At 37.4% G+C, this 26,183-nt stretch carries 19 protein-coding genes; 3 read left to right on the forward strand and 16 right to left on the reverse strand.

Annotated features, from left to right (window positions below; all coding sequences use genetic code 11):
- Positions 1-361: 361 nt before the first annotated feature.
- The 3 genes from AKG34_RS12785 to AKG34_RS12795 all read right to left on the reverse strand — a co-directional run bounded on the left by AKG34_RS12785 (position 362) and on the right by AKG34_RS12795 (position 6,178).
- Positions 362-1,786: an APC family permease gene (locus tag AKG34_RS12785; RefSeq protein ID WP_083450779.1), complete on the reverse strand. Its 1,425-nt coding sequence runs from the start codon at positions 1,784-1,786 to the stop codon at positions 362-364.
- A 1,029-nt stretch (positions 1,787-2,815) separates the two neighbouring features.
- A complete protein-coding gene (locus AKG34_RS12790) occupies positions 2,816-3,940 on the reverse strand; it encodes a histidine kinase N-terminal domain-containing protein (RefSeq protein WP_053346414.1) in 1,125 nt (374 codons plus the stop codon).
- Between the two features lie 387 nt (positions 3,941-4,327).
- A complete protein-coding gene (locus AKG34_RS12795; protein ID WP_053346415.1) occupies positions 4,328-6,178 on the reverse strand; it encodes a sigma-54-dependent Fis family transcriptional regulator in 1,851 nt (616 codons plus the stop codon).
- A 901-nt stretch (positions 6,179-7,079) separates the two neighbouring features.
- Between AKG34_RS12795 and AKG34_RS12800 the strand changes: the two genes are divergently transcribed.
- Both AKG34_RS12800 and AKG34_RS12805 read left to right on the forward strand, forming a co-directional pair.
- The gene (locus AKG34_RS12800) at positions 7,080-8,561 is read left to right on the forward strand and encodes an aldehyde dehydrogenase family protein (protein ID WP_053346416.1); all 1,482 of its coding nucleotides are present in this window, start codon (positions 7,080-7,082) and stop codon (positions 8,559-8,561) included.
- Positions 8,562-8,764: 203 nt separating this feature from the next.
- Complete coding sequence (locus AKG34_RS12805; RefSeq protein ID WP_053346417.1) at positions 8,765-9,325, forward strand: cysteine hydrolase family protein; 561 nt, start codon at positions 8,765-8,767, stop codon at positions 9,323-9,325.
- A 329-nt stretch (positions 9,326-9,654) separates the two neighbouring features.
- Here AKG34_RS12805 and AKG34_RS29470 read toward each other — a convergent pair whose 3' ends face one another.
- From AKG34_RS29470 to AKG34_RS12830, 5 genes are all read right to left on the reverse strand, one after another.
- The gene (locus AKG34_RS29470) at positions 9,655-10,575 is read right to left on the reverse strand and encodes an SRPBCC family protein (protein ID WP_152952285.1); all 921 of its coding nucleotides are present in this window, start codon (positions 10,573-10,575) and stop codon (positions 9,655-9,657) included.
- 391 nt (positions 10,576-10,966) lie between these two features.
- Entirely contained in the window at positions 10,967-11,671 is a 705-nt protein-coding gene (locus AKG34_RS12815) for a TerC family protein (protein WP_053346418.1), read from the reverse strand.
- Between the two features lie 457 nt (positions 11,672-12,128).
- Positions 12,129-13,634, reverse strand: a complete 1,506-nt coding sequence (locus AKG34_RS12820) for a tagaturonate reductase (protein WP_053346419.1) — start codon at positions 13,632-13,634, stop codon at positions 12,129-12,131.
- Positions 13,635-13,734: 100 nt separating this feature from the next.
- Positions 13,735-14,748 carry a zinc-binding alcohol dehydrogenase family protein gene (locus AKG34_RS12825; protein WP_053346420.1) on the reverse strand — a complete coding sequence of 338 codons (1,014 nt, stop codon included), beginning with the start codon at positions 14,746-14,748 and terminating at the stop codon, positions 13,735-13,737.
- A gap of 60 nt (positions 14,749-14,808) precedes the next feature.
- Positions 14,809-16,314 (reverse strand): UxaA family hydrolase, encoded by a 1,506-nt coding sequence (locus AKG34_RS12830; RefSeq protein WP_053346421.1) that lies wholly within the window; start codon positions 16,312-16,314, stop codon positions 14,809-14,811.
- 198 nt (positions 16,315-16,512) lie between these two features.
- Between AKG34_RS12830 and AKG34_RS12835 the strand changes: the two genes are divergently transcribed.
- Positions 16,513-17,382: an AraC family transcriptional regulator gene (locus AKG34_RS12835; protein WP_053346422.1), complete on the forward strand. Its 870-nt coding sequence runs from the start codon at positions 16,513-16,515 to the stop codon at positions 17,380-17,382.
- A 204-nt stretch (positions 17,383-17,586) separates the two neighbouring features.
- On the opposite strand, the gene AKG34_RS12840 is transcribed toward AKG34_RS12835, so the two are convergent.
- From AKG34_RS12840 to AKG34_RS12875, 8 genes are all read right to left on the reverse strand, one after another.
- Positions 17,587-18,828, reverse strand: coding sequence for an MFS transporter (locus AKG34_RS12840; RefSeq protein ID WP_053346423.1), 1,242 nt, complete (start codon positions 18,826-18,828; stop codon positions 17,587-17,589).
- A gap of 159 nt (positions 18,829-18,987) precedes the next feature.
- Positions 18,988-19,989 carry a LacI family DNA-binding transcriptional regulator gene (locus AKG34_RS12845; protein WP_053346424.1) on the reverse strand — a complete coding sequence of 334 codons (1,002 nt, stop codon included), beginning with the start codon at positions 19,987-19,989 and terminating at the stop codon, positions 18,988-18,990.
- 219 nt (positions 19,990-20,208) lie between these two features.
- Entirely contained in the window at positions 20,209-21,045 is an 837-nt protein-coding gene (locus AKG34_RS12850; RefSeq protein WP_053346425.1) for an SDR family oxidoreductase, read from the reverse strand.
- Positions 21,042-22,118, reverse strand: coding sequence for a mannonate dehydratase (gene uxuA / locus AKG34_RS27590; RefSeq protein WP_053346426.1), 1,077 nt, complete (start codon positions 22,116-22,118; stop codon positions 21,042-21,044). Before uxuA ends, AKG34_RS12850 begins: the two co-directional genes overlap by 4 nt.
- A gap of 12 nt (positions 22,119-22,130) precedes the next feature.
- Positions 22,131-22,751: a bifunctional 2-keto-4-hydroxyglutarate aldolase/2-keto-3-deoxy-6-phosphogluconate aldolase gene (locus tag AKG34_RS27595; RefSeq protein WP_053346427.1), complete on the reverse strand. Its 621-nt coding sequence runs from the start codon at positions 22,749-22,751 to the stop codon at positions 22,131-22,133.
- Positions 22,752-22,764: 13 nt separating this feature from the next.
- Entirely contained in the window at positions 22,765-23,784 is a 1,020-nt protein-coding gene (locus AKG34_RS12865) for a zinc-binding alcohol dehydrogenase family protein (RefSeq protein WP_053346428.1), read from the reverse strand.
- A gap of 8 nt (positions 23,785-23,792) precedes the next feature.
- Positions 23,793-24,803: an ureidoglycolate dehydrogenase gene (gene allD / locus AKG34_RS12870; RefSeq protein WP_053346429.1), complete on the reverse strand. Its 1,011-nt coding sequence runs from the start codon at positions 24,801-24,803 to the stop codon at positions 23,793-23,795.
- A gap of 115 nt (positions 24,804-24,918) precedes the next feature.
- Positions 24,919-25,875: a sugar kinase gene (locus AKG34_RS12875; RefSeq protein ID WP_053346430.1), complete on the reverse strand. Its 957-nt coding sequence runs from the start codon at positions 25,873-25,875 to the stop codon at positions 24,919-24,921.
- Positions 25,876-26,183: the final 308 nt, after the last annotated feature.

Below are 26,183 nucleotides of genomic sequence, written 5' to 3' on the forward strand. Positions count from 1 at the left end.
CCACTCCTATTTTTTTCTTTATGCTTATATTCTAGCAAAGGAATGCAAAGTTGCAAATGAATGAGCATAATTAAGTTTAATTCAACTGACCACTCTTAACTAACTCCTGCTAATTCCTATAAAAAATAATTATTCAGTTTTTACGTAGAAATGTAAGTAGTCTGCCATGATAGTAGTTACTATATCAAAGGATTGTAAAGATGTAGTCATTCCGAACACTTTCATCTGAAAATATCACCTATATCCTCCCTTTATTTATGGAACAGAATAAAGACTACTCATCAAGAGTAGCCTTTTTACATTAATCAATTTATCAGCAGTGAATTTAGCTAAATGGACTAAAAGAATTATAATTTGTCTATTAACCTTCCTTAATCTCATCCATCGGCAACTGACCTTCCGTAGTATACTTCATTTTGTCTACACTGTAATTTTTTCTCATTTTAAACATTAGAATTAAACCAATAGCCCACCATCCTGCAAAAATCAGCCATTCATAAGGCCAAATTAGTGCTGCTGGCATACCTGGTAAGTATAAAGAAATAAATCCTATACTTAATATTAATGCAACCCAACCAACGATATTTGATTTACCAGCACGGAAAGGTCGTTCCATCTCGGGTGCGTGTTTCCTTAATTGAACAAATGCGATAGCCACGAAAAAGTATGCCAGGACAATAGCAAGCCCTCCTGCATCTACCAACCAAACTAACATCGGTCTCCCTAATAATGGACTAATCATGGATAAAGCACCTATAAACAAAACGGCATTGGTAGGCGTATTTGTTTTTGGATGTAATTTACCAAACCAAGCTGGAATCATCTTTTTTTCCGCCATCGAATATAACACTCGACTGCCGCCAATAATAAATGCGTTCCAGCTCGTCAAAATACCTGCAACACCGCCTATTATTAATACAGTTGCAAAAATACTCGATCCATAAACTTTAGCCATAGCATCCGCCGTTGGTAAAACTGAACTTCCTATAATACTGTTATCTAAAGAAACTCCTACAGCATATATAATTGCAATATACCAGATAACAGCAAGGCTTACAGATAATACAAGAATTTTCCCGATGAATTTTGGTTCAACATTCATTTCTTCAGCTGTTTGAGGGATAACATCAAAGCCCACAAACATGAATGGCGTCATAATGAGTACGGTAATGATTCCTACCGTTCCATCCAAAAATAACGGTTTTGCATCCGCGAAATCACTAGTAAATCCTGCTCCAAAAATTAACATCAAACCGATTAGACCGATTACAATAGTTAGAACCATTTGGAGTATAGCTGCTGATTTCACCCCAAAATAATTAATTAGTGTAACTAAAATAGAACCAATTACCCCAACAAGCACCCATGTTAAATACACATCATATCCAGTAATTGAATACATAAAACCTACTTTATAATTAGGGAATACATATTCAATTACTGTTGGCAAAGCAACGGCTTCAAACGCTACCACAGAAATATAGCCTAACGCTAGAGCCCACGATGCTACAAACGCAGCTTTAGGACCAACGCCCCTTAGGACATATGATAGGGCACCCCCGGCTGCTGGCATCGCAGAAGCTAATTCAGCATAAGTCAGTCCTACAAATGTAACTAATACTCCTCCTATTAAAAATGCTATCATAGCTCCAAGTGTTCCAGCTGATTCTATCCATGTACCTGATAATACTACCCAACCCCAACCGATCATTGCTCCAAAAGCTAGAAATAATATATCGACCTTTGAAAGTACTTTATTGAGACTTTTATTTTCTTTAATGGCAATCCATCCCTTTCATGAAAGACTCTCGAGTTAGTTACAAAAGCAGTAGAACTTTTTTCAAAAAAATAATGGCTTAAAAAAAGAATAAATAAGAGCTATTGGTTTTTATATGTATAGAACTTAACAGAGGATTGTTACTTACAAATCGATGGTGTTTAATGTATAAGTTATTATTTTTCTAATTCTCACAACCTTTCTCTACGATACCTTCATATCATATAAACATCCTCTCTTACTAAAAATTTGTAATTATATAAAATAAAAGCAAGTTTCATGCCAAGAAAAGGATTGTTAGAATATAAGGATTTAGAAGTTTCCATAACTAAAAATGATTCGATTTTGAATCAAAAACTTAATTTGTGATTCATAAATTAATTATTAACACTTTTTGATTCATATCCGAATCACAAAATGACAATTTAATTGTTTTCTTTTAGAATTTCGACATAACTTTTATGGTGAACTTACAAGGTATATTGCATCCGTTCATTTCGGGTGAAAATGAATTGATCGTCATACCAGGACAATTTATTAAAAATGTCTAAAAATCTGACACTTGTAGTAATTGCTTAAATCCGTAAATATTCAAACATGTCCGTAGTGAAAAATATCAGACTAGAGGGTTAATAATTAAATGAAAAGAAGATGCCTAAATTTCCATTACTAATTTAGGCATCTTCTTTAAATATTTATTTTTAATTCTTAGGAAAGACGAAATCACCTTTATCCGATTATTCGCTTTCATCACTCCGCCGCCCTTAGAAATCATTCTTGCCCTGTAAACTCGTACACCTAAAACCTGTAAAAGTAAGAGAATCTTGATTTTCGGGGTATATTGGCCATACAGATTTTGGTCCTCTCCCTAAAATAACCGTAAGTTTAGTGATGTGCTTCAACTATTTAGCTAAATACAACACTACAACGAGTTTCTGCTGTAAAATATGTGAATATGTATTAAGGAAACATTGGGTCTTTATATTCCTAAGATATGTATTAATCCCCATGAACTTGAACTTTTAGGTCACTAATAATTTAACTATTGGGGAAATGTATACTGAATGTTGTTAAATTGTCATTAGACACACAATTCATATAACCATCATTACTTTCTATAATCTTTTTACATACGTAAAGTCCAATTCCTGTACCTAACTCTTTTGTTGTGAAAAAGGGCTCAAAAATGGATTCTATCATTTCACTTGCAATAGCAGGTCCATTATTTGATATTCTAATAACCCGTTCATTTGGCTCAGTTATAGTATGTATTTTTAATGTTCTAGGCTGGTCTTTCCCCTTTAAAGCATCAATTGAATTTATAAAAAGGTTTAGAAATACCTGCTTTAGTCCATCCTTGCTCGCTGTTATGACAAAGTTCGGATAAATATCTATTTCTACATTAACGCTAGCATCAACAATACTCGCATATGTTAGTTGTTGGATTTCTTCAAGTAATTCCAACACAGAAATTTCCTCTCTTTGTTCCTCGTTAAAATCAGATTTAGAGGTGTGGAGGAATTGGGTTATTCTAAAATTCAGCTGATTTAGTTCATAATCTATTATATCTAAATATTTTAGATTGGGGTTCTCCCTTATTAGTAATTTATTAAACCCCATAATAGCTGTAAGAGGATTTCTGAACTCATGTACAAAGCTTGATGATATTTGTCCCAATACCGCTAATTTATCTTTGTGATTTTCACTTATAAAAGATTGTTTTTCCTCAATCACTTCATTTGTTAGATTTGTATACCTCGTTACGGCATGATAACTGAATGTATCGAAGTGTGTGTTGATTTCATCAATAAACTTCTGTATATATTTAATGGGGATATTTGCCCCAAAAACCTTTCTGACAATGATATTTCTACCTAAATTAATATTGTACAAAAAATCTCCAATATTAATATTTGCTTTAAGGCGTTCATTTGCTACCTGGTAAGCCAATTTTGTTAGCACGTCATTTGACAATGATCCCTTAAAAATATTAATGACTAGGGAGTACATCCCATATCCATTTTCTTTGATTTTTTCTTTGTAGGGGTCGATTTCATTTACTTTGATGGTCTCGTTCCATTCATTTAAAAACAGTGATTGATTTTCTTCTAAATATTGAATCAATACTTTTTTATACTTCTTTTGTTCTGATAACAATTCCATACTATTGACCACCACATTCTCTTTCGGAATTTTAGTTTATTATATTAATAACATTATTCTATATGATGTTTTAATTTCCTGCACTTCACACGACATATTATATAAGTACGATAAGCCTATCATTGTTTTATTCAAGATCTGTTAATCTTCTTATGATACGATTTTAGAATAGAAAAAACAAACTCCAAAAGGAACAAACACATGAAAAAACAGCTCGTAAAGTAGATGAAATGTTGATAAGTGACAGGGAAAATAGTCTGGAGACCACAAGTATGGTTGGTGGATAACAAAGAAACCGACCAAAATAGGTCGGGGAAGTTGGTGATTGGTTAAAAAGTATCATCAGTTAAATACTTCAAAAACACTCTGAATCACCTACTTTTTGAGTTATCGCATGATTTTGTAGGTTCTCATCTTTCTATAAAGAGTATTACGGCCAATTTTAAGTTGTTTTGCTGCGTTGCTAATATTTCCATTTGTTCGTTCCAACGCTTTTTTAATAAGTTGGATTTCTTGATCTAGCATGCTTGTAGGTTCTTGCTCCTTTGTTTCTTCTACATTTCTTGACGGAGATGAAACTGGACAAAGTGAAACGAGCAAAGCCTTTGTAATCGGATTCTGATTGGCTAGAAAAGCAGCCTGCCCTAGCACGTTTTGTAATTCGCGGAAGTTTCCTGGCCATTCATATTCGAAAATAAATGTTTTAGCATCTTCTGTTAACTCTGTACTTTCATTTCTATAGGGTAAATGCGATAAAACATGTTCAGCTAACATTAATAAATCTGTACGATTCTTTAATTTTGGAAGTTTTAAGGTTAAACCATTCAGACGAAAAAATAGATCCGCACGAAACTGTCCTGCTTCTATTTCTTTCTGTAAGTCTTTGTTAGTTGCTGCGATTATTCTCACATCGATGGGGCGCGAAGTATTACCACCAACACGTGTCACACAACGTTCCTGAAGCACCCGAAGTAAAGTCGCTTGAGCAGTAAGCGGCATATCCCCGATTTCATCCAAAAACAAGGTTCCACCATTTGCCGCTTCAAACTTCCCCTTATGTCCACCGCTATTTGCACCAGTAAAGGCACCCTTTTCATACCCAAATAACTCACTTTCTAATAAATTTTCAGGTATTGCACTGCAATTAATCGCGATAAATGGTTTATCTCTTCTTAAGCTGACACCATGAATAGATTGAGCAAACAGCTCTTTGCCTGTGCCGCTTTCACCAGTAATAAGAAGACTAATATCAAGTTTCGCAGCCCTTTTTGCTATGGATATCGTTTGATTCATTTGAGAATCATTACTGATGATATCAGAAAAATGATAACGATTTGTTTGTTCATCAATCTGTTTTAGTTTCTCTAACCGAAGAGTCACATAGGACAGATGTTGAGTATCTTTAATAAGGGGCTGTGCTGTAAACTTCTGATTTTTTATTGCAACCTTTTGTTCTAGTCCTTTAATTAATGCAAGAGTATCTAGTCCTGATATTATACTCGATATCGGTTGCCCCGTTGTGGTTTGTTCTATACTGCCAATAGCACGGGATGCTGCGATATTAAGACTTGTAACGTTACCTTCTTTATTAATTGTAAATAGAGGGTCAGGATGCTGATCATATATAAAATAAAGATTTTTCTCTCGTTTTTGTGTTTGGGCTAATAAGAGGGCTTGTTTAATACTATCTGCCACTCTTTGAACTAAACTAATAGAAAACGGATGATAATCCTGTTGATGACTGCTTAAGTTTAAAACACCAAGAAGATGACCATCAGGATGATAAATGGGAGTTGCGGTACAAGTAAGGAAATGGTTATCCTGATAAAAATGTTGGCTGCCGTGAATAAGTACTGTTTTTTTCTCTACTATAGCTGTACCTATTGCATTTGTCCCTTTTGATTCCTCCAGCCAATTTGCCCCTTTTCTAAGGGCAACATTGTCAGCATGCCGAATAAATGATGGATCTCCGACAGTTTCAATGATGTATCCTTCAGGAGCAGCAAGTAATAGAATAGATTCCATGCCATGAATAGAGCTATACACGTCTTCTAAAATGGGTGAAGAATAATAAAGGAGCTCTGCATATTGATCCTGGAATTCGGCCAGCTCAAATTCACCCAGCATATTTTCCTTGTCCATTATTCTAGGTTGAAGTCCTTTTGAATGGCAACGCTTCCAGGATTCTTGAATGAAAGTAGGAATGGTTTCTTTAGGCGCGCTAATATTGACCGACATAGAATAACTCCTCCCATTTGTAAAATACTCTTTATGTAATTTTGTTGATTCACTATCTTAACTTTGAACACACAGAACAACAAAATTTTTATAGGCTAAAAAGGGTTTGTCCATACAATTTCATTATAGCAGAAAATTCAGAAACTAAACCAACGGATTCTACGTTTCGTTCAATTTTGTTCTAATATGGAACATGTAATTGTTCCATATTAGAACAATAACTATTTTTCTAAAAACTACCCAATCATTTTTTACGGTTTTCATAGGGTTTTTGTTATTGGCATGAGTCTTGCATTATAACCAGTTGAGTACCTTATTCCAATTTTTTTAAAAAGGAGGCGTAAATAACCATTAGATAAATAGAAAGAATAAATGGCAGCACAAACCCGTTTTAAACATGAGTTGCATCCGAAAATTGGATAAAAAAACACAGATTCGTCACGAAGCATTGTGGTACTAACTGAACATCAACAGCTCTTGAAGGTCTTAAAAATGCCCGATTCAGCACTTACTGCAGATGATTTGTCGTAGTGATTGCATGCAAGGATAAATATTTTTGTAGATTCGGTCTAAGTATCCCCTTTGTTTTTGGACACAAATTTCGTGCAGTAATTGATGAAGTTGATAGTCACGTGTTTATGAGTCATACTCTTAATTTCGCGAAGGAATTAGGTACTGCCGTTTCAATAAATGGTAAGGCTAAGAATTCTGAATAAAGGATAGTTGAATTAACAAAAGGTCGCGCACATATATCGATTGATAATCTAGGTATAACATCTATATGCCAAAATTCTAATAGTAAACTGAAGTTTGATAGGTTTCATGGATAGACTTTCATATTATCTAAGCGAATTTGCAAGAATAAACATTTACTTATACCAAATGAAAAGGGGTTTTATAAATGGAACAAACAATTCGACTTACTCCACGTGTACAAGAATTCTTAAAGGGTACTAAAAAGCTTTTGATTAATGGGGAATTGGTAGAAGCTACTTCTGGTCAAACTTTTGAGACTCTTGATCCTTCCAACGGGAAAGTTTTAGCAATTGTGAGCGAAGCCGGACCAGAAGATGTTGATAAAGCAGTCAAAGCAGCCCGCCAAGCATTTGACAATGGTCCTTGGAAAAAAATGAGTGCTTCTGAACGCAGTCGCCTCATTTATAAATTAGCGGATTTAATGGAAGCCCACAAAGAAGAGTTAGCACAATTGGATACACTAGATAACGGGAAGCCTATTGGTGAAACAACTAATGCGGACGTCCCTCTTGCCATTGATCACTTCCGTTATTATGCTGGGTGGACTACTAAGATTGTCGGTCAAACGATTCCTGTTGCAGGGAATTACTTCAACTATACTCGCCATGAAGCAGTAGGTGTAGTTGGACAAATTATTCCTTGGAATTTCCCTCTTCTTATGGCAGCGTGGAAATTAGGTGCAGCCCTTGCAACCGGATGTACAATCGTTTTAAAACCAGCAGAGCAAACACCACTTTCAGCATTGTATTTAGGTCAACTAGCACTCGAAGCCGGGTTTCCTCCTGGTGTTCTTAATGTTATACCAGGATTTGGTGAAACAGCAGGCTCACCACTAGTAGACCATCCGGATGTGGATAAAATTGCTTTTACAGGTTCTACCTCAGTAGGTAAAATGATTATGCGCCAAGCTTCAGGTACAGTGAAAAAGATTTCACTAGAACTGGGTGGGAAATCACCAAATATCATTTTACCAGATGCTGATATGACTAAAGCGATTCCCGGTGCTTTATCGGGCATTATGTTTAATCAAGGACAAGTTTGCTGTGCTGGCTCTCGCCTTTATATTCAGAAGAAGTCCTATGATAATGTGGTAGCTGATTTAGTTTCCCACGCAAAAAACATTAAACAAGGGGCTGGCCTTGATCCATCTACACAGATAGGGCCATTGGTATCTAATGAGCAACTAGAACGTGTGGGTAGTTATATTGAACAAGGAAAATCAGAAGGTGCAGAAGTGGTTACAGGCGGTAGTTATGGACAAGGCGATGGCTATTTTGTAGCACCTACAATATTTGCTGGTGTCAATGATGAAATGACTATTGCTAAAGAAGAAATCTTCGGACCTGTTGTAGCTGCCATGCCGTTTGACGATTTAGACGATGTGATTCGCCGTGCAAATAACACCGAATATGGATTAGCAGCAGGTTTATGGACACAAGATGTGAAAAAAGCCCATTATGTGGCCAATGAATTAAAAGCAGGTACAGTTTGGGTAAACTGCTATAACGCTTTTGATGCCGCTTCTCCTTTTGGAGGGTACAAACAAAGTGGAATTGGTCGAGAAATGGGAAGCTATGCGTTAGATAACTATACTGAAGTTAAAAGTGTATGGATTAACTTAAACTAATAAAACTTTATAAACCACTTAAAACAGGGGCATCTTTGTCCCTGTTTGCTTATATATTTTATTTAATTTACACGCAAATAAACTTAATTTGTAATTTATCCCTTCTATATTATTAAGAGATAGGTAGGATTTGCAGAATCCCTAAAACCAACACTTAATACTAACAGATTTTATCTAAATGGAAGAATAAGGAGAGGTATTAAATGGAAAAGACAGCTTTAATTCTTGTTGACGTTCAGAATGATTATTTTCCAAATGGTCGGATGGAGCTATTTGAACCTAATAGAGCAGCAAATAACGCCCGAAAGTTGCTATATTTTTTCCGCAACCAAAACATGCCAATATTTCATATTCAGCATATATTCAATGATCACAACGCTCCATTTTTTGCTCCAGGAACAGAAGGAATCACGATTAACGAGGCTGTTGCACCACTTGAAGGAGAAACTATCATTCAGAAGAATTATCCGAATAGCTTCCGAGAGACTTCCCTCCTTAATCAACTTCGTCAAGCTGGCACCGAGCATGTTGTCATATGTGGCATGATGAGCCACATGTGTATCGACGCAACTGCCCGTGCCGCCGTAGACTATGGGTTCACGTGCACCGTCATTGAAGATGCCTGCACATCTCCTGACCTATCTTTTCGCGGACGCAACATACAAGCCACTGATGTCCATGACGTATTTATGGCAGCGCTTGGAAGCCTCTACGCTACAATTGAAACAGCAAATGCTTATTTAGAAAAAGCAAAAGTAAAGTAAAAATAAGAGTGATCTAGACTTGATTTAGGTTGGGCTATAAAAATGCCTTTCCAGTATGGTTTAAAGTTTGTTGATTTATCTGGCATTTTTCCAAATCAACAAACTTTCCATTTCTCTCTGACACATTCCTATTGTAATAGCCCGATAAAAGATTACGAAACCAGAATAAATCTTTCAATTTCCAGAATTTTCACTCCATCTTCATTCCAAATTGCCCTCCCTTTTTTTGTGTGATCATTCATCGGAAACAAAAGTCGTTTTCTTAGACTGAAGAAGGGAGTATCGCTGCATTATTACGATATCTCCCTTTTACTAACCGGGGCTATTCTTTATTCTTGGGTGGTACTTGCCCTCATTCGCTTGTCTAATTCTTCAAGCACAATCGGCCAAGCCTGTTCGTGCTGATTTCTCGACTCCTCATCTGGAAAGCCTGCATGAGTAAGACGCAAATGCGTACCGTTTGTGTAAGATTCTAGTTCAATCGTAACAACCGTTTCAGCTCCTTTTGTTCCCTCAGCCCCGGTAACCCACGTTAATTCGATGAGTCTATTGGGTTCAAGCCTAAGAAATCGGCCGTAATGAGGATGACGCTTCGCCTTTCTTTCCGTCTCGAATTCGTAGATTGTCTCAAAGAAGAAAACCGAGTTGACTTCTCCATTCATTAACACCGATCCTGGAGATGCAAACCAGAGGTCAAACTGTTTAGTCCACGCTAGGAATAGAGCATCAGGCAATGAATCAATTATACGGTCCACCGTTAGAGAAAAAGGTCTTGATGAAAGATCTGGTATTGAAATTGGCATTGCCATCAATTTGTCTTTGATACCAGAGCGTAAATTGATACCGAATTCAAGAAAAGCCTTCATACATAAGATCATATCAACCCAGCCTTGCGTCTGTTGTCCGTAACATTTTATTCCTTGTACATTTCCTTCCCAGCCATCCTCACTCACCTTTACCAAGGTTGAGGTTGCGTCTAACCACTCTAGCTTGAATTCTACATTAGTTTCCACTCCACTAGCCGACCACAGAAATGTTATATGGTGCTCTTCTTCGCCTACGTTCTTAACCGTAATAGGCAACTCTGCACCAACATCGTCCCATCTCCAAGTAATAGTTTTATTGCTTTCAATGCGACTAGTCCCGCTAGATATAAAGTATTGAGACATTATTTCAGGATCAACAATTGCTTCAAAAACCTTGTCAATTGACTTAGAGATTTTTCTTTCAACTTCAACTTTTAGTTTCATCTACTAATTCTCCTGTTATAATCATGTATTTGTATCCCATTGGTAATATACCTTAACGCAGTTTTTTTCTTCTTATATAAATATTTCTTTTTTTCTTATGATATCCCTTTAATTTTTTCCTTGTTTAGTTACGAGGCAACCACTATAGTTTGACTCCCGATTTGTTATTTTATAATGGGTTTTCTCCCCCTTCATTATTAAAGGGGGCTAGTTATTTTCCAACTAAGGACCATTATCCGTTAACATAAAAAAGTATACTAGTATAGTACATCAGCTGACGACACACTCCATAAAGGTTTCAAATTAAAACTCTGAAAGAATTAACTAGCACTGGCCCAATAGACAGAAAAAAGAGACCTTTCTTTTACGAAAAGTCTCTTTGGATTACCCTTTAACCATTCTGTTCGATTTGGATTTTATTTCTGATAGCTTTTTCTTTTTCTACTTTTTGTTGTCTAAGGTTACCCGCCACTAAAATCCCAATCACGACTATTGCTTCAAATCCGTATTTTACGAATGGATTAGCAAAGTAGTTGTGCATGAAAGGTTCAGCTACGATCATCTTAGCAGCTGTCCAGCCTAGTATCCCGGCTCCAATTACTATGATGAATGGGTAGCGTTCAATCAGTTTCAGGATCAAAGTGCTTCCATACATCACTACTGGAATCGACACAAGCAAACCAATCACTACTAATGTGAAATTTCCATGTGACGCGCCAGCAACAGCTAGAACATTATCCAATCCCATTAAAGCATCTGCAATAATAATAGTTTTAATAGCAGCCCACATTGAGTCAGCGGGTTTCACATCATGTTCTTCCTCATCAATAAGAAGCTTATAAGCAATCCATACCAGCAGTAATCCTCCAATTAAATGCAGGCCAGGCACCTTTAAGATAACAACAACCAACAGCGTTGCAATAATCCTGATAACAATTGCCCCGACTGCTCCCCAAATGATCACCTTTTTTTGCTGATCTTTTGGAAGCTTTCTTGCAGCCAATCCAATAAGGATCGCATTATCTCCAGCAAGAACCAAATCTATCATAATGATTGCTAAAAGACCTGAAATAAATTCACCTGTTAAAAAATCCAACACATCTTCCTCCTTTTAAACAAAAATAAAGAGACCTCTGCCATAAATGGCAAAGGTCTCGCTAAGCACTAATTGATTAGGCCAATAAAGCCGGTGGAGAAATTCCACGTAATGACGACTTTATTTCAGGTTACACCTGACGCTACTCCCCTTCACGGGATAAGTATTATGAAATTTTTCCCTAAAATCTAAGTATCTTGCATTATAGAAAACTTAAAGAAATCTTATTGCAACTCTATTATACCAAAAATATGAATAAAATAAAGTAAAAATTAATGAATAATTTTCTGGACTTTCCTAGGAAATAATTGTTTCTCTTGGTCTATCTTCTGGCTTGGTATATTCATCATATTTCCACTTAGTTTTTCTTTGTAAAGAGCTATTAAAAATTCTACATCATACAAATACGATAAGGAAACTATTAGAGAAAACTTGATATCTTGCAACTGAGCCTGGGTTACATAACCTTATTGTTCCTAAGCATCACTTCTAAGTGGTAGCATAATTCGTCAACAAGAGCAGTGAACTTGTTCAAATCCTTCCCCCATAAATGTTGATTACCTAGAAGGGTCTCAACCAATTGTTTAAGTGAAATTTCTTCTGCCTCATAACGAAGCCATTGTTCTTTAAAAAATTCAATTGTTTTTACATCATCTTTTACAACATACTCTTCACCACCAAAGCTTTCCCCTACATAATTCCCTTTTACTTTCTGTACCTTATAAAATCGGATCAGACCAGCAAATGCTCGTACAACGCAGACAGGCAGTCTATCTTTCTTCTCAAAATAATCTTCTAAAGTCGGCAGAAGACGAACCTTAAACTTCGATACACTATTCAATGATATGTCGGCCAGACGATGATGAACAAAAGGATTCATAAAACGCTCCATAACGCTTTCTCCATATATTATCATCTCATTACGATCAAATGGTAATGAAGGAATTATTTCCTCCTTGATTGCTTGACGCAGAAATCGATTAAAATCAGGGTGATCGATTACCTGTTTCACTTCTTCCAATCCAGATAATATACCCAGAGGAGCCATTAACGTATGTGAACCATTTAGAATACGTACCTTCCTCATTTGATAAGGAACTAAATCCTTTACCCAATGCACGTTTAAGCCTGATTGTTTCAAAGGAAGACGCTGGTCAAAAGAAGGGTCACCTTCTATAGCCCATAAATGATACGGCTCAGCTGTATTTAATAATGAATCCTCATATTCCCACGATGCAAACAATTCTTCCGCCTCTTTAGCAGGAAACCCTGTTACAATACGATCTACAAGGGAGTTAAGGAACAGATTATTTTGGTCTACCCAATCCATAAATGACTTCGGTAATTCCCAGTCCCTACTGTGCTGAAGGACACATTGCTTCAACATATCACCATTTCTCTCCAAAAGCTCACATGGTAGCATGATGAGACCTTTTTCTGTTTCTCCGTTAAAATATAAATATCGCTGATATAAAAATGCTGTTAGTCTCCCCGGAAAAGATTCAATCGGTACTCCCTCTTCCCAAGGAATCGGCTGGTATTTGAGCCCAGCCTCTGTCGTGTTAGAGACTACAAATTCCAATGTAGGGTTTTGGGACAACGCCAAAAACTCGTCCCATTCTTCATACGGATCAATTGCCTTTGAAAAAACGGAGATAATCTCTTTATTATCTACTTTCTCCCCATTCTGAAATCCCCGTATCATCAACGTATATAATCCATCTTGTTGCTTCAATTTCTCTATTTTTCCTTTTCCAGTGGGGCGAGGCTGGGTAACGACAATACTTCCTTGGAAATGCCCTTGTTTATTACATTCAGAAATCATCCAGTCAAAGAAGCCACGCAGAAAATTCCCCTCTCCAATTTGCAGCACTTTTACTGGGTAATCCTGCATCATATGTCCAATTTGAACAGCTCCTGTTTCTTTACTTAGGCTCTTCACATGACTTTGATTTTTATTCATGGTTACTAAACTCCCTTTCATAACAGAAAATTTCTCTCTACAGAAGATGAACAGAGCAACCACATCACGCGGTTGCTTTTATTAGACATGAAACCATCGTTTAAATTTCAACAATAGCCTTAATGACTTTAGCATCTGGAGTTAACCATCCTTCAAACTGTTGGATCATTTCATCCAAATGCGTACGGTGTGAAATATACAAACTTAAATCCACTCCACCATTTTTCACCGTATTCACAACATAATCAAAATCTTCTCGAGTAGCATTACGGCTTCCCATTAGGGTAAGTTCTTTACTATGGAAGTCAGGGTCATTAAAGGAAATTTCAGACTTCACTAAACCTACATAGATCAGTCTTCCTCCGTGAGCAGGGTATTTAAACGCCTCCATCATCGACTTCGCATTACCAGTTGCGTCAAATACAACGGTAGGCATTTCTCCATTTGTCAACTCGGCTAATTTCTCTAATGGTTGATCCAAAACGTTCAACGAATAATCTGCCTTTGCCCATTTACTAGCAAACGCAAGGCGCTCATTGTTTACATCCATTGCAATTACTTTCGCTCCTTGTTCTTTAGCAAATGCCATAACTCCTAATCCTATTGGACCTGCACCAATAACAAGTGCAAACTCCCCTTCTTGAATCGCAGCACGTCTAACCGCGTGAGCCCCTATACTTAAAGGCTCTATCATAGCTGATTGATCTAGGGTAAGCCCTTCAGTTTTCACTAAATGATCATAAGGAACCGTTATCCATTCACGCATTCCCCCTTCTATATGTACACCCAACACTTTCATACTCGTACAGCAGTTCGTTTTTCTGCTTTTACAAGCAATACATTTTCCACACTCCATATATGGAATGATCGAGACTTGATCACCAACTTTAAGTCCCGATGCATTCTCAGGGATGGATTCAATATGTCCAGATAGTTCATGACCAAGTATCCGTGGATAGCTAAAAAATGGTTGATTACCTCCGTAGGCATGAATGTCCGTTCCACATATTCCAATGCGCCTCACACGAATTAAAGCTTCTCCTGAGTTTGGAACAGGTTGTTCAGCCTCTATCATTTTAAATTGATAAGGTTGCTCACAGACTATACTTTTCACAAAATAACACTCCTTTTTTTATATTTTAAATCTACTAAAAAGATGAGAAAATTACCTATTTTAAAGAATGACTCCCTCTTTAAAAATGCTTATCTCCCTATAGCCGAATTGTTCATTATTGGTTTTCTTTTCACCAGATGCAAGCTCAAGAATGTAACGGAATAAATCATGCTTTAATTCATCTATGTTTTGACCTTCAATTAACTGTCCCGCATTATAATCAATCCAATGCTTTTTGCGTTTGGCTAAATCTGAGTTTGTCGCTATTTTCACAGTAGGCACCGGGCCGCCAAATGGTGTTCCTCTTCCTGTGGTAAATAGAACGATATGAGCCCCTGATGCTGCCAAAGCCGTAACCGATATCAAGTCATTACCAGGAGCATTGACCAAATTCAGTCCATGTTTTACTACTCGTTTGCCATATGGATTGACATCTACAACCGTAGCATGACCGCCTTTTTGCGTACATCCGAGTGATTTTTCCTCCAGTGTACTAATACCACCTTCTTTATTTCCAGGTGAAGGATTTTCATAAATTTCCTGGTCATGCCGAATAAAATATTGTTTAAAATCATTAATAAGATGAACGATTTTATTAAATGTTTCTTCATCCTTTGCCCGGTTCATTAATATAGTTTCCGCTCCAAACATCTCTGGAACCTCTGTCAAAATCGTTGTCCCACCATTTTCAACAATAAGATCGGATACCGCTCCAACTAGTGGATTGGCGGTAATACCTGAAAAACCATCAGACCCTCCACACTTTAATCCTATTTTCAACTTTGAAACCGGTATCGGCTGGCGTTCAAATTGTTCCGCATATCCCACTAATTCTTCCAATAAACGTAAGCCGCTCTCTAATTCGTCATTAACCTCTTGGGCTTTGAGAAATTTAATACGATTCGGGGGAAACTCGCCAATGACTTCTTTAAATACTTCAATTTGATTATTTTCACATCCTAATCCCACAACCAATACTCCGGCTGCATTCGGGTGTTGAGCCAAGGATGCCAATAGCTTCTGTGTATTAGTCAAGTCATCCCCTAATTGAGAACAACCGTAGGGATGAGGAAAGTGATGAATTCCATCAATTTGTCGCTCTTTAAACTGCTCATTACCCATTTTAGCAAGCACTTCACATGTTTTATTAATGCAACCAACCGTATTGATGATCCAGATTTCATTACGGATTCCCGCATCCCCGTTTTCACGTATATATCCTTGGAATGTATGTTTTGAGTCTTCGACTTCTGTATTTTGAATGCTTGGTTGATAGGAATATTCCAATATCCCCTGCAAACCGGATCCTAGGTTATGAGTATGAACCCACTCCCCAGCATACAGATCTTTTTTGGCTTTCCCAATCGAGTAGCCAAACTTAAGAACATCTGCCCCCTGCTTTACCGGGTTTACTAATATCTTATGTCCTTTCGGAATATCATCACGAGCCCATATATTGATAATTTCATTTTCTCCCGATTGAATTTGAAGGCTCTCCCCTTTTCGGATCTCATGTAAGGAAATAACCACATCATCTTTTGAATGCAATTGAACAATCTTATTCATTTTGTCCCCTCCTATTTTGAGTGTTGGCGTACAAACCTAAACGGTAATTACTATAAGAAAACCCTTTCATTTTCAAGCATGAATTTATTTCCTTATGAATCTATTATTATTTTAACATCAAGAATTGAAATATAAATTGCATTTTTTGATATATATATACTCATTTTTGTTGTAATATACAATCAGGTGATGAGCGAAATGAAAAAATATCAAAATGTGTCCAATCATGATTTACTGTTCCCTTTATCTTTTGTCTATCAAGATACTAAAAGTCCTCAGAATGAACTATCTGATCATATGCATGATTATTATGAAATTATTTATGTTTATAGCGGTAATGGGACCTTTTTTGTCGGTGATGTGTTTTATGATATGCAACAAGGAGATGTATTCCTAATCCCTAACAATACGATTCATAGAGCAATGCCGAATAAGGACGACCCTGTTACTTCTACGATTATCTTTTTCAGCCCCACATTAATATATAAGGACATTGTTGATGATTCTTTTTCATATTTAAATTTGTTTGACCTGACAAAAAAGAGTAAGAATTATAAAATATCCTTACCACCAAAGAAACAGATAAAAATGGAAGAACAGCTTCTACACATTTATCAAGAAACATCAGAAAATGCATTAGGCGCAAGGCATGCCACATTGCTGATTGTTCACCAGATTATGCTTGATTTATGCCGTATTCGAATAAATAACGAACAGGATATGTTGGAGTCAAATACCTATAGTTCAGTTTGGATTAAAGATATTTTGGCCTATATTAATGACCATTTAAGTGAACCATTAACCTTGACGATACTTGCGAATAAATCCTTGGTCAGTCCCTCTCATTTCAGTAGAGTCTTTAAAGAAACAACTGGAATCGGGTTAATCGTGTATCTGAATACGAAAAGAGTCATTAAAGCAAAGGAACTGTTATTGGAAACGAATCACACAGTTTCGCATATTGCTGAAATGTGTGGTTTTGAAAGTATGCCCCATTTTCATCGTATCTTCAAAAAATACAATGATAGGACTCCAGCTAATTTTCGAAAGGCACACCATAAATCTTAGATTCAGAAAAATTGAGTAGGTGCATGATGATTCATACACCTTCCTCGGACTCGTACAGATTACCGCATAATTCCTTATTTGGATAAAATATAAGCTAACTAAACTTTCGATATTGTGTAGTTGCAAAAATACGTATCCTATTAAAATAGAAGTGTCCCCCCATAGATAATTCCATTGGGGGGACACTTCTATTTTATTAATCTATTACGCGGGTTTAACTATCGGACGTACAAAGCGAATTACTGCAAGCGATGCGACAATAGCTAATCCACCTGCAAGCAAGAAAGCTACTGTGTATGTGCCTGATGTATCAACAATGTATCCTGTTAAAGTTGGTCCGATAATTCCTGCTGTATTTGCTAAGAAATGCATAAAACCACCAACTGATCCAACGTTATCTGGGTCTACGACATCATTAATAATCGCCCAGTATATTGCACCTGTTAAATATAGGAAGAACACAGAAAGTGCAACTAGAGTTACTGCACTTAATGTTGTCGATACAAGGCCGGCAAATCCGATACAAACAGCCGATAAGAACAAACAAGTAACTAGCACGAGCTTACGTGAGAATAAAACGCCTTTTTGTGCGAATTTTTTAAAGAAGAAATCCGACACGAAACCTCCCAAAGCAAGACCAATAAACCCAAAGATCCACGGAATCACTGTGATGATACTCATATTTTCTACGCTTAGTCCGCGTGCATTTACCAAATAGCTTGGGAACCATGTTAAGAAAAAGAACAAGATATAGTTGTACGAAAAAAATGCAAGTGCTGTAAATAATACAGTTTTTTGTTTTAAATAGAAGGTGAATTTCAATTTCCCTTCCGATGCTGCTGCTACATATTCTTTTCCCATATTTTCCTGTTCAGTTGACTCTTCTGGTTTTTCTTTAGCAAATTTCCACCAGCAAACAGCCCATATAAGTCCAATTACCATGATAGCAATAAATGAAACTCTCCAACCATAAGAGATTGCTATAAAACCAACAATCGGTCCTGCAATGGCTCCACCAAGTGGTGTCCCGCTATTCGTCAAACCAACAACCGATGCCCGTTGATTAGAAGGAAACCAGTTATTTACCATTTTATTGATTGTTGAGGAGAGTGGACCTTCACCCATCCCGAACAAAATACGAATGACAATCATACTGACAAACCCGGCAGCCAGTACAAGTGCACCACTGAATATAGACCAAACAATCATAGCAACGAAAAGTGTCAGCTTCGCACCATATTTATCGGATGCCATTCCTCCAAGAAAGTTAAATATCGCATATCCTACAGAAAAACTACTAAAAATAATCCCCATCTGTGTCGCTGTTAACGATAAATCATCTTGAATAAACGGCGCTGCTATGGACAATGCAGAACGGTCTAAATAATTTATTACTCCTGCTAAGAACAAGAAAAGAATGATCATTCCTCTACCTTTTGTAAACATAAAGAACCCCCTAGATGTTTCAATTTTGAAAACGTTTCCAATTTATAACCAAGAACCAAAACATATTAAATAAACCCCTAAAAAGCATCAAAAGTAAATCGGTTTAGTAGAATAGAATCTAGTAAAAAAGCGCTTTCTTTTTTACTTAAAATCTTGCGTCTAGCAAGAATTTCTTGACAGCAAATTCGGTTTCAAACGATGCACGCTTGTGTCTTTTTTTCCAGTTTTATTTATCTGACTAAGCAATAACTCTGCTGCCTGATTTGCCATTTCAATTGCTGGCTGATTAACCGTTGTTATAGTCGGTGTATAGAAGTTAGCGTACGGGACTTCATCAATTCCAATAACCGCAACATCCTCAGGAATATTCATATCGTGTTTTTTCATAAATCGCAAAATTTCATTAAGTACGATATCATTTCCTGCTAATATGGCTTGAGGCGGTTTTTTTAATTCGAAAAATTCTGAAAGCGCATTCGGAATTTCTTCTGCATTCACTGTTTTAATATAATCTGCATTGAATTGTATTCCATGTGACGCGAGTGTATCTTTGTACCCCTGGATACGTTCAATTCGAGGACTGATATTATGGATTATAGAAGTGGTTATGATTGCAATTTTTTCATAACCTTTTTCTACAAACCGATCAACCGCTAACTTTGACGCAAGATGATTATCAAGCATTACAGTCGCAATATTTAATTCTTCTATCGTCCGATCCATAAATACAATTGGAAACTGATCACTCTTCATACGTTTATATAAATCAAGATTGTCCCCTGTGGGGAAAATGATGATTCCATCAACTTGCTTTGCTCTTAGCATTTCAATATAATTCTTTTCCTTCTCAGGATTATCATCTGCATTACATACAATAATATGAAACCCTTGTTTATAAAAGTAGTTTTCTATTGCACGTATAATTTGTGTAGAAAACGTGTGAAGAATATTGGCAACCACTACCCCAACCGTAAAAGTCGATTTTTGTTTTAAACTGCGCGCTATAATATTAGGTTGATAGTTCAACTCTTCAATAGTCTCTTCAATTTTTTTTCTAGTTTTTTCACTCATGTACTCGTATCGCTTATTCAAGTATTGGGAAACAGTGCTTTTCGATACTTTCGCATGTTTGGCGACATCAGTAATTGTAATAGTTTTCATTTCATTCATTCCTGTCTCGTGGTTTCATTTCTGTGCTTATCACCATTTAACAAAATGGTTTATGATATATAAGAAATATTCTATTATATTAAGAACAGCTTTACAATCACCTTCTGTTATACCGAAAATACACATCCCAATACCATTCCATAATTAGTGAGCTATCATAAAAAGACCAGTCGACTGCATGGCTTCTTTATTTTTAAAAAAGAAATTTGTTCACACTCCTGAGTAGGCCATGAAACCGCCATCAACTGGCACCGTTATTCCTGTGACAAAACCCGAATAGGATTCATCAACAAGCCAAAGCAATGTACCAAGCAAATCTTCAGGTTGCCCAAAGCGTTTCATGGGTGTTGCTGTTATAATTTTATTGGACCTTGCCGTAAGACTACCATCTTCATTAAGCAAAAGGTCTCGATTTTGCTTCGTCAAAAAGAAACCTGGTGCAATAGCATTCACACGTAAGCCCTCTTCAGCAAAATGAACAGCCATCCACATTGTAAAGTTATTTATCGAAGCTTTGGCAGCACTATATGCTGGTACTTTAGTCATTGGAGCGTAAGAGCTCATGGAAGAAATATTTAATATAACTGGTGCTTCCACTTGTAATAACGCTTTTCCAAAAACCTGACTCGCCAAAAATGTACCTGTAAAATTACTGGCAAAAACTTGAGAAAAACCATTTTCATCTAAATCGAAAAATGACTTTCCATCTACATCTTCCCCATATTTCTCTGGAGCTGTAATGGCATCAGGGTGATTGCCTCCAGCACCATTTATTAATAGGTCCACTCGTCCGAACGTTTCCAGTATTTTCTCTCTTGCATTCTCTAATGAGATTCTATCCAAAACGTCTGTCGCGATGGATATTGCAGTTCCGCCTGTTTGGCCAATGATATCGACTATCTGTTGTCCTTTTTCAGCCGTTCTGTTCAATATAGCTATTTTGACACCATGACGGGCTAACTCTACAGCCATTTTGGAACACAATACACCACTGCCGCCGGTGATTACTGCCACCCTATTTGTTAAGTTTTCGTGGATAGGTATCATGATTGCTTACCAACTTTGGAGGCTTCATATGCATCCCACAATCCAAGTAAATACATAATACCTAAAGCCCTGTCGTATAATCCGTAACCTGGGCGACAAACCTCTCCCCAAATGTGACGGCCGTGGTCTGGTCTTACATAGCCAGTATAATTTTGCTTGTTCAATTCTTCTACAACACCCTGCACATTAATGGATCCATCCTGTGTATAATGCGATGTTTCCACAAAGTCACCGTTTTCATAAATTTTTACATTACGGATATGCGAGAAAGGAGCACGGTAAGCATACTTTTTAGCTACTTGTACCATATCATTTTCAGGGTTCGCACCCATCGAGCCTGTACACATCGTAAACGCATTCGATGTTGAATCCGAAATGGCGATTAGTTTTTCATAACTTGATTCTCCCGTGATGATTCGTGGCAAGCCAAAAATGGACCATGGTGGATCATCCGGATGTATAGCCATTTTAATACCGCATGCCTCGGCAACAGGTAATATTTCCTTAAGGAAAATTTCTAAATTCGCCCACAGCTGATCTTCATTTATACTTTTATATGCTTCGAATAATTCAGAAATCTGCTCCATCTTTTCTGGTTCCCAACCAGGCAATGTTAAATCTGAAGCTTCTGCTACCGTACGAATTAACTCTTGTGGATCTAACGTATCTACTTTTGCTTTTTCATAAAATAATGCAGTTGAACCATCTTCCAATGGATGGAACATTTCTGTTCGAGTCCAATCAAAAATTGGCATAAAATTATAACAAATGACTTTTACTCCAGCCTCTGAAAGGTTACGGATCGTCTCTTTGTATTTCTCGATATACATCATACGATCTTCATTTCCTAATTTAATCGATTCATGAACATTTACACTTTCAACAACATCTGTGTGAAAACCAAATGATTGGATATACTCAATTTCTTTTTTAATTTCTTCTTTTTCCCATACCTCACCAACAGGTTTTTGGTGTAATGCCCAGACAATCCCCTTAACTCCAGGGATTTGTTTAACCTGCTCCAATGAAACGGTATCATTGTCTTTCCCATACCATCTAAATGTAATATTCATCGTGCACCCCCATTATTCTGCAATTTTCTGCATGTATTTTCTACTTAATTCAACTACGGCTTCATAGCCACCGCTCTTATAGGCTTTGTTTAAGTCACTACCAATTCCTGCAGCTACTGCACCTGCATTCAGCCAGTCCTTCATATTGTCCAGATTAATTCCGCCGGTTGGCATAATCCTTACATTAGGTAGCGGACCATTAACGGACTTGATGAAAGAAGGTTCAAAGTGGTTTGCCGGAAATAGTTTCAGAACATCACAACCTGCTTCAAGAGCTGTAGCCATTTCTCGAATTGTCATACAACCAGGCATATATGGAATGCCATATCGATTACAAAGGATAGCAACTTCTTCAACAAAATAGGGACTCACAATAAAATTGGCACCAGCTAAAATGGCATGGCGTGCTGTTTCAGAATCCAATACTGAGCCTGCTCCTATAAGTGCATCTGAATTTTGCAGTTCCTTGAAAGCTTCTTCAATTCGTGGTGTTGTATAAGTCAATTCGATTGACCGTATACCACCTTCAACAGCTGCCTTAGACAGTTGTGCCGCTTCCTCTGCATCCTGTCCCCGGATAACAGCTACAACTTTCGTTTCCGTTATTTGGTGAATTATTGAATGTTTATCCATTACATCAACCCCCTTAATTAAATACGATGATCGCTTTTCGAACCTGTTCTGGATGGTTTTCAACAAAATTAAATGCCTCTTGGACATCATCAAGGGAAAATGTATGTGTAACTAAACCTTCATGTCGTAGATTACCTTCATTTAACAGTTTCACTACTTTTGGGAACTGGTTGGTTTGCAATCTAGAACCTTTCACCGAAACTTCCTTTTTAGTGATTGGAAGCTGGGAAACCGCTGCAGTTCGTTCATCAAAACCTAGCACGACTATCCGTCCTGCAGTAGAAACTACATCAAAGGACAATTCAAAAGTCATGGGCAAACATACGGCATCAATGACAACATTGGCACCTTCGCCATTCGTCCATTCCTGTACACGCTGTTGAACATCTTCACTGCCCGCATGAACGGTAATATCAGCACCACTTTCTTTAGCAAAAGCCAAGCGCTCATCACTTAAATCAGTGATCATTACTGATGCCCCTTGAAGCTTGGCCATCTTTAATATACAAATCCCAATAGGACCTGCTCCTTGAATAAGTACTGTGTCGCCTTTCTCTACTTCTCCTCTCCAAACCGCTTGTGCACCGATTGTATAAGGTTCAGCTAATACTATTTCTTCCCAAGCTAAAGCGGAATCCACAACATGTAGTTGTTTTTCGGGAAGAACACACCATTCCCTCATCCCACCATCTTCATGTACACCAAATACAGACAATGTTTCGCATACATTTTGGCGACCTTTACGGCAAGCATAACACTCTCCACAATAACTGATAGGCTCAATAACCACGTGGTCCCCTACTTTAATACCTGTGACATCTTGACCAATCTCCACAACTTCTCCCGCTACCTCATGTCCAACAACTCGGGGCAATGTAGCAAGAGGGTTTGTACCATGGTAGATATGCATATCAGATCCACAAATCCCGACTCTTTTAACTTTAACAAGGACATCTGTTGAGTTTGAAATCTCGGGTTTTTCTACTTCTTGAATAACAAGTTCATATGCTTTTCGTACTTGAACCGCTTTCATTTCCCCACCTACTTTGTAAGAAATTCATATACACTCGACGCTATAGTAATACCTTGTACTAGGTTTCTTTCTTCATGAAGCTGTTCTATTTCACCCGGTACATATACTCGGTCAAACCCTGGAGCTGGTTGAACCTGTTGAAGCTCTTCTATCATCCGATCCATCTGCTCCAAAAACAGGTCAGAATCAGTGAAGAAAGAAGGATTAATTACACAGAAATAGTGACCAAGCTTTCTTTTCTTTTCAAGATCGTCATACATTTTTCCAATGTGTGGACCAAATGCCGCACCTGCTAATAATCCAGAAAACACATCCACTATGACAGATAATCCATAGCCTTTTGGACCTCCAAAAGTGGAAAGGGAAACGACTTTGTTTGGATCTGTGACAGTAGCTCCATTTCCATCGACTCCCCAGCCTTCAGGGATTGCCTTTCCTTCTTCTCGTGCTTGAAGGATTTTACCCAATGCTACATTGGATGTCGCCATGTCTAGGATAAAGGGTTTCTTTGTCTTTGTAGGTACTCCATAAGCAATAGGGTTTGTTCCAAGAAACGATGTCTTACCTCCAAATGGAACCACGATTTTATCTGTATGTGACATCGCAATCCCGATTAGTTTTGCATCCGTAGCTTTTTGAACGAAATAGCTTAATGCTCCGCAATGGCTACTATTTACAACAGTCACCATACCCACACCATTGTTACGAGCCATTTCGATTGCATGATCCATAGCTACTTCCCCGATAACATGCCCAAATCCATCATCCCCATCAACTACTCCCGTTACAGGTCCGCTCGATTGAAAGGAAATCTGCGCATCAGGGTTAATTCCTCCTGCCTGTAAACGGTTTATATAATGCTCTGTCCGCAATACCCCATGGGAATTCACATTTCTAAGGTCAGCATGGACCAATACCTCTGCGATTTTCCCTGCATTCCCTTCACCTAAACCCGCTTCTGTTAGCTTCTTAATAACTAGTTGTTTAGCTTCCTCTGCTTGTATTGTGACTGTTGTCATTTTCTCCCCCCTACTCTACATTTGTATGTTTCGCTTTTAATGTATCGTTTGTTTGACCCTCTGATAAACTGTCTTTAATTGCATTGATTGACGGTAGATATGCTCCTTCTCCACCTTACCTTTCAATAACAGTTTCATTCTGTATGAAAGGCCATACCTCTTCCAAATAGGGTAACCCCTCATTATCTCCCGAAACAGTCGTTACAAGAGCTCCAACGCCATTTGCGAATTCCAATCGTTCTTCGATAGATAAACCATGAAGATATCCGTATATATAGCCGGCATCAAAGCCATCTCCCGCACCAACAGTGTCTATCGGGGTAACAGGGAATGCTTCTTTTTTATGCCAAACACTTTTTGTATATAGTTTTGAGCCATTTTCCCCGTCCTTGATGACAAGCTGATCTATATTATTTACATTTGCGAATTCCGCCAATGATTCTTCAGAGTCAATCCCGATAATCAATCGTATTTCGTCTAGACCTGTTAGCAAAATATCAACAGATGGAAAAACTTCTAAATAAACAGATCTCGCTTCTTCGATAGACCATAGCTTTAGGCGGATATTCGGATCAAATGAGACAGGGATATCTTTTTGTTTAGCGATTTCCATAACCCTCTTAGCAATATCTACATTTTTAGGATCTATAGCCAAAAAAACACCCGTGAGATGGACAAGGTCAATATCTTCAAACATCAGATCTGTGATATCTTCCGGTTTTAGAGTTAATATGGGTGACTGATAGCGATAATAAAAAGTCTTTCCTGAACCATCCTCTCGAATTTCTTTGAAATTTAGGGATGTTGGATAACCATTTACAAAGGCAACATCATTCATATCCACCCCTTCCCCACGTGCGAAATTATAAATAACACGACCAAACTCATCCTTGCCCAAACGGCTTAACCACTTTGCCCTCATACCAAGCCGAGCACAACCAATGGCAAAATTCAGTTCAGCCCCTCCTACTTTTCGCTCAAATCTGTTCACGAATCTTAAAGGCCCAGTTTCTTCTGGGTTTAACGTAATCATGGCGTCACCCAGTGTTAAAACACCAAATTTTGATGACAATACAGTACCTCCTTTTTTCGAACATTCACAAATAAAAGGTAATATATTTGATCATATCCAACTTTTCTTTTAAGGTAAATCGATTTAGTAATTTACTAAACCGGTTTGGTAAATCATAAGGAAATTGTAATTGAAAACCCTACCAAAAACAATAGAAAAATTTAATAATTTGTAATTTTATTTCTATTCGTGAATTTTCCACACCATTAGATCCTACACATTACCAAATATACCTATATATTCCCATAAAACTCTACATAAAAAGTTTAGTTCAATACTTTTCACTTAACTCTGCCAGAGGATCCATA

Origin of the sequence: Peribacillus butanolivorans (assembly GCF_001273755.1) — a bacterium.
GTDB lineage: Bacteria > Bacillota > Bacilli > Bacillales > DSM-1321 > Peribacillus > Peribacillus butanolivorans.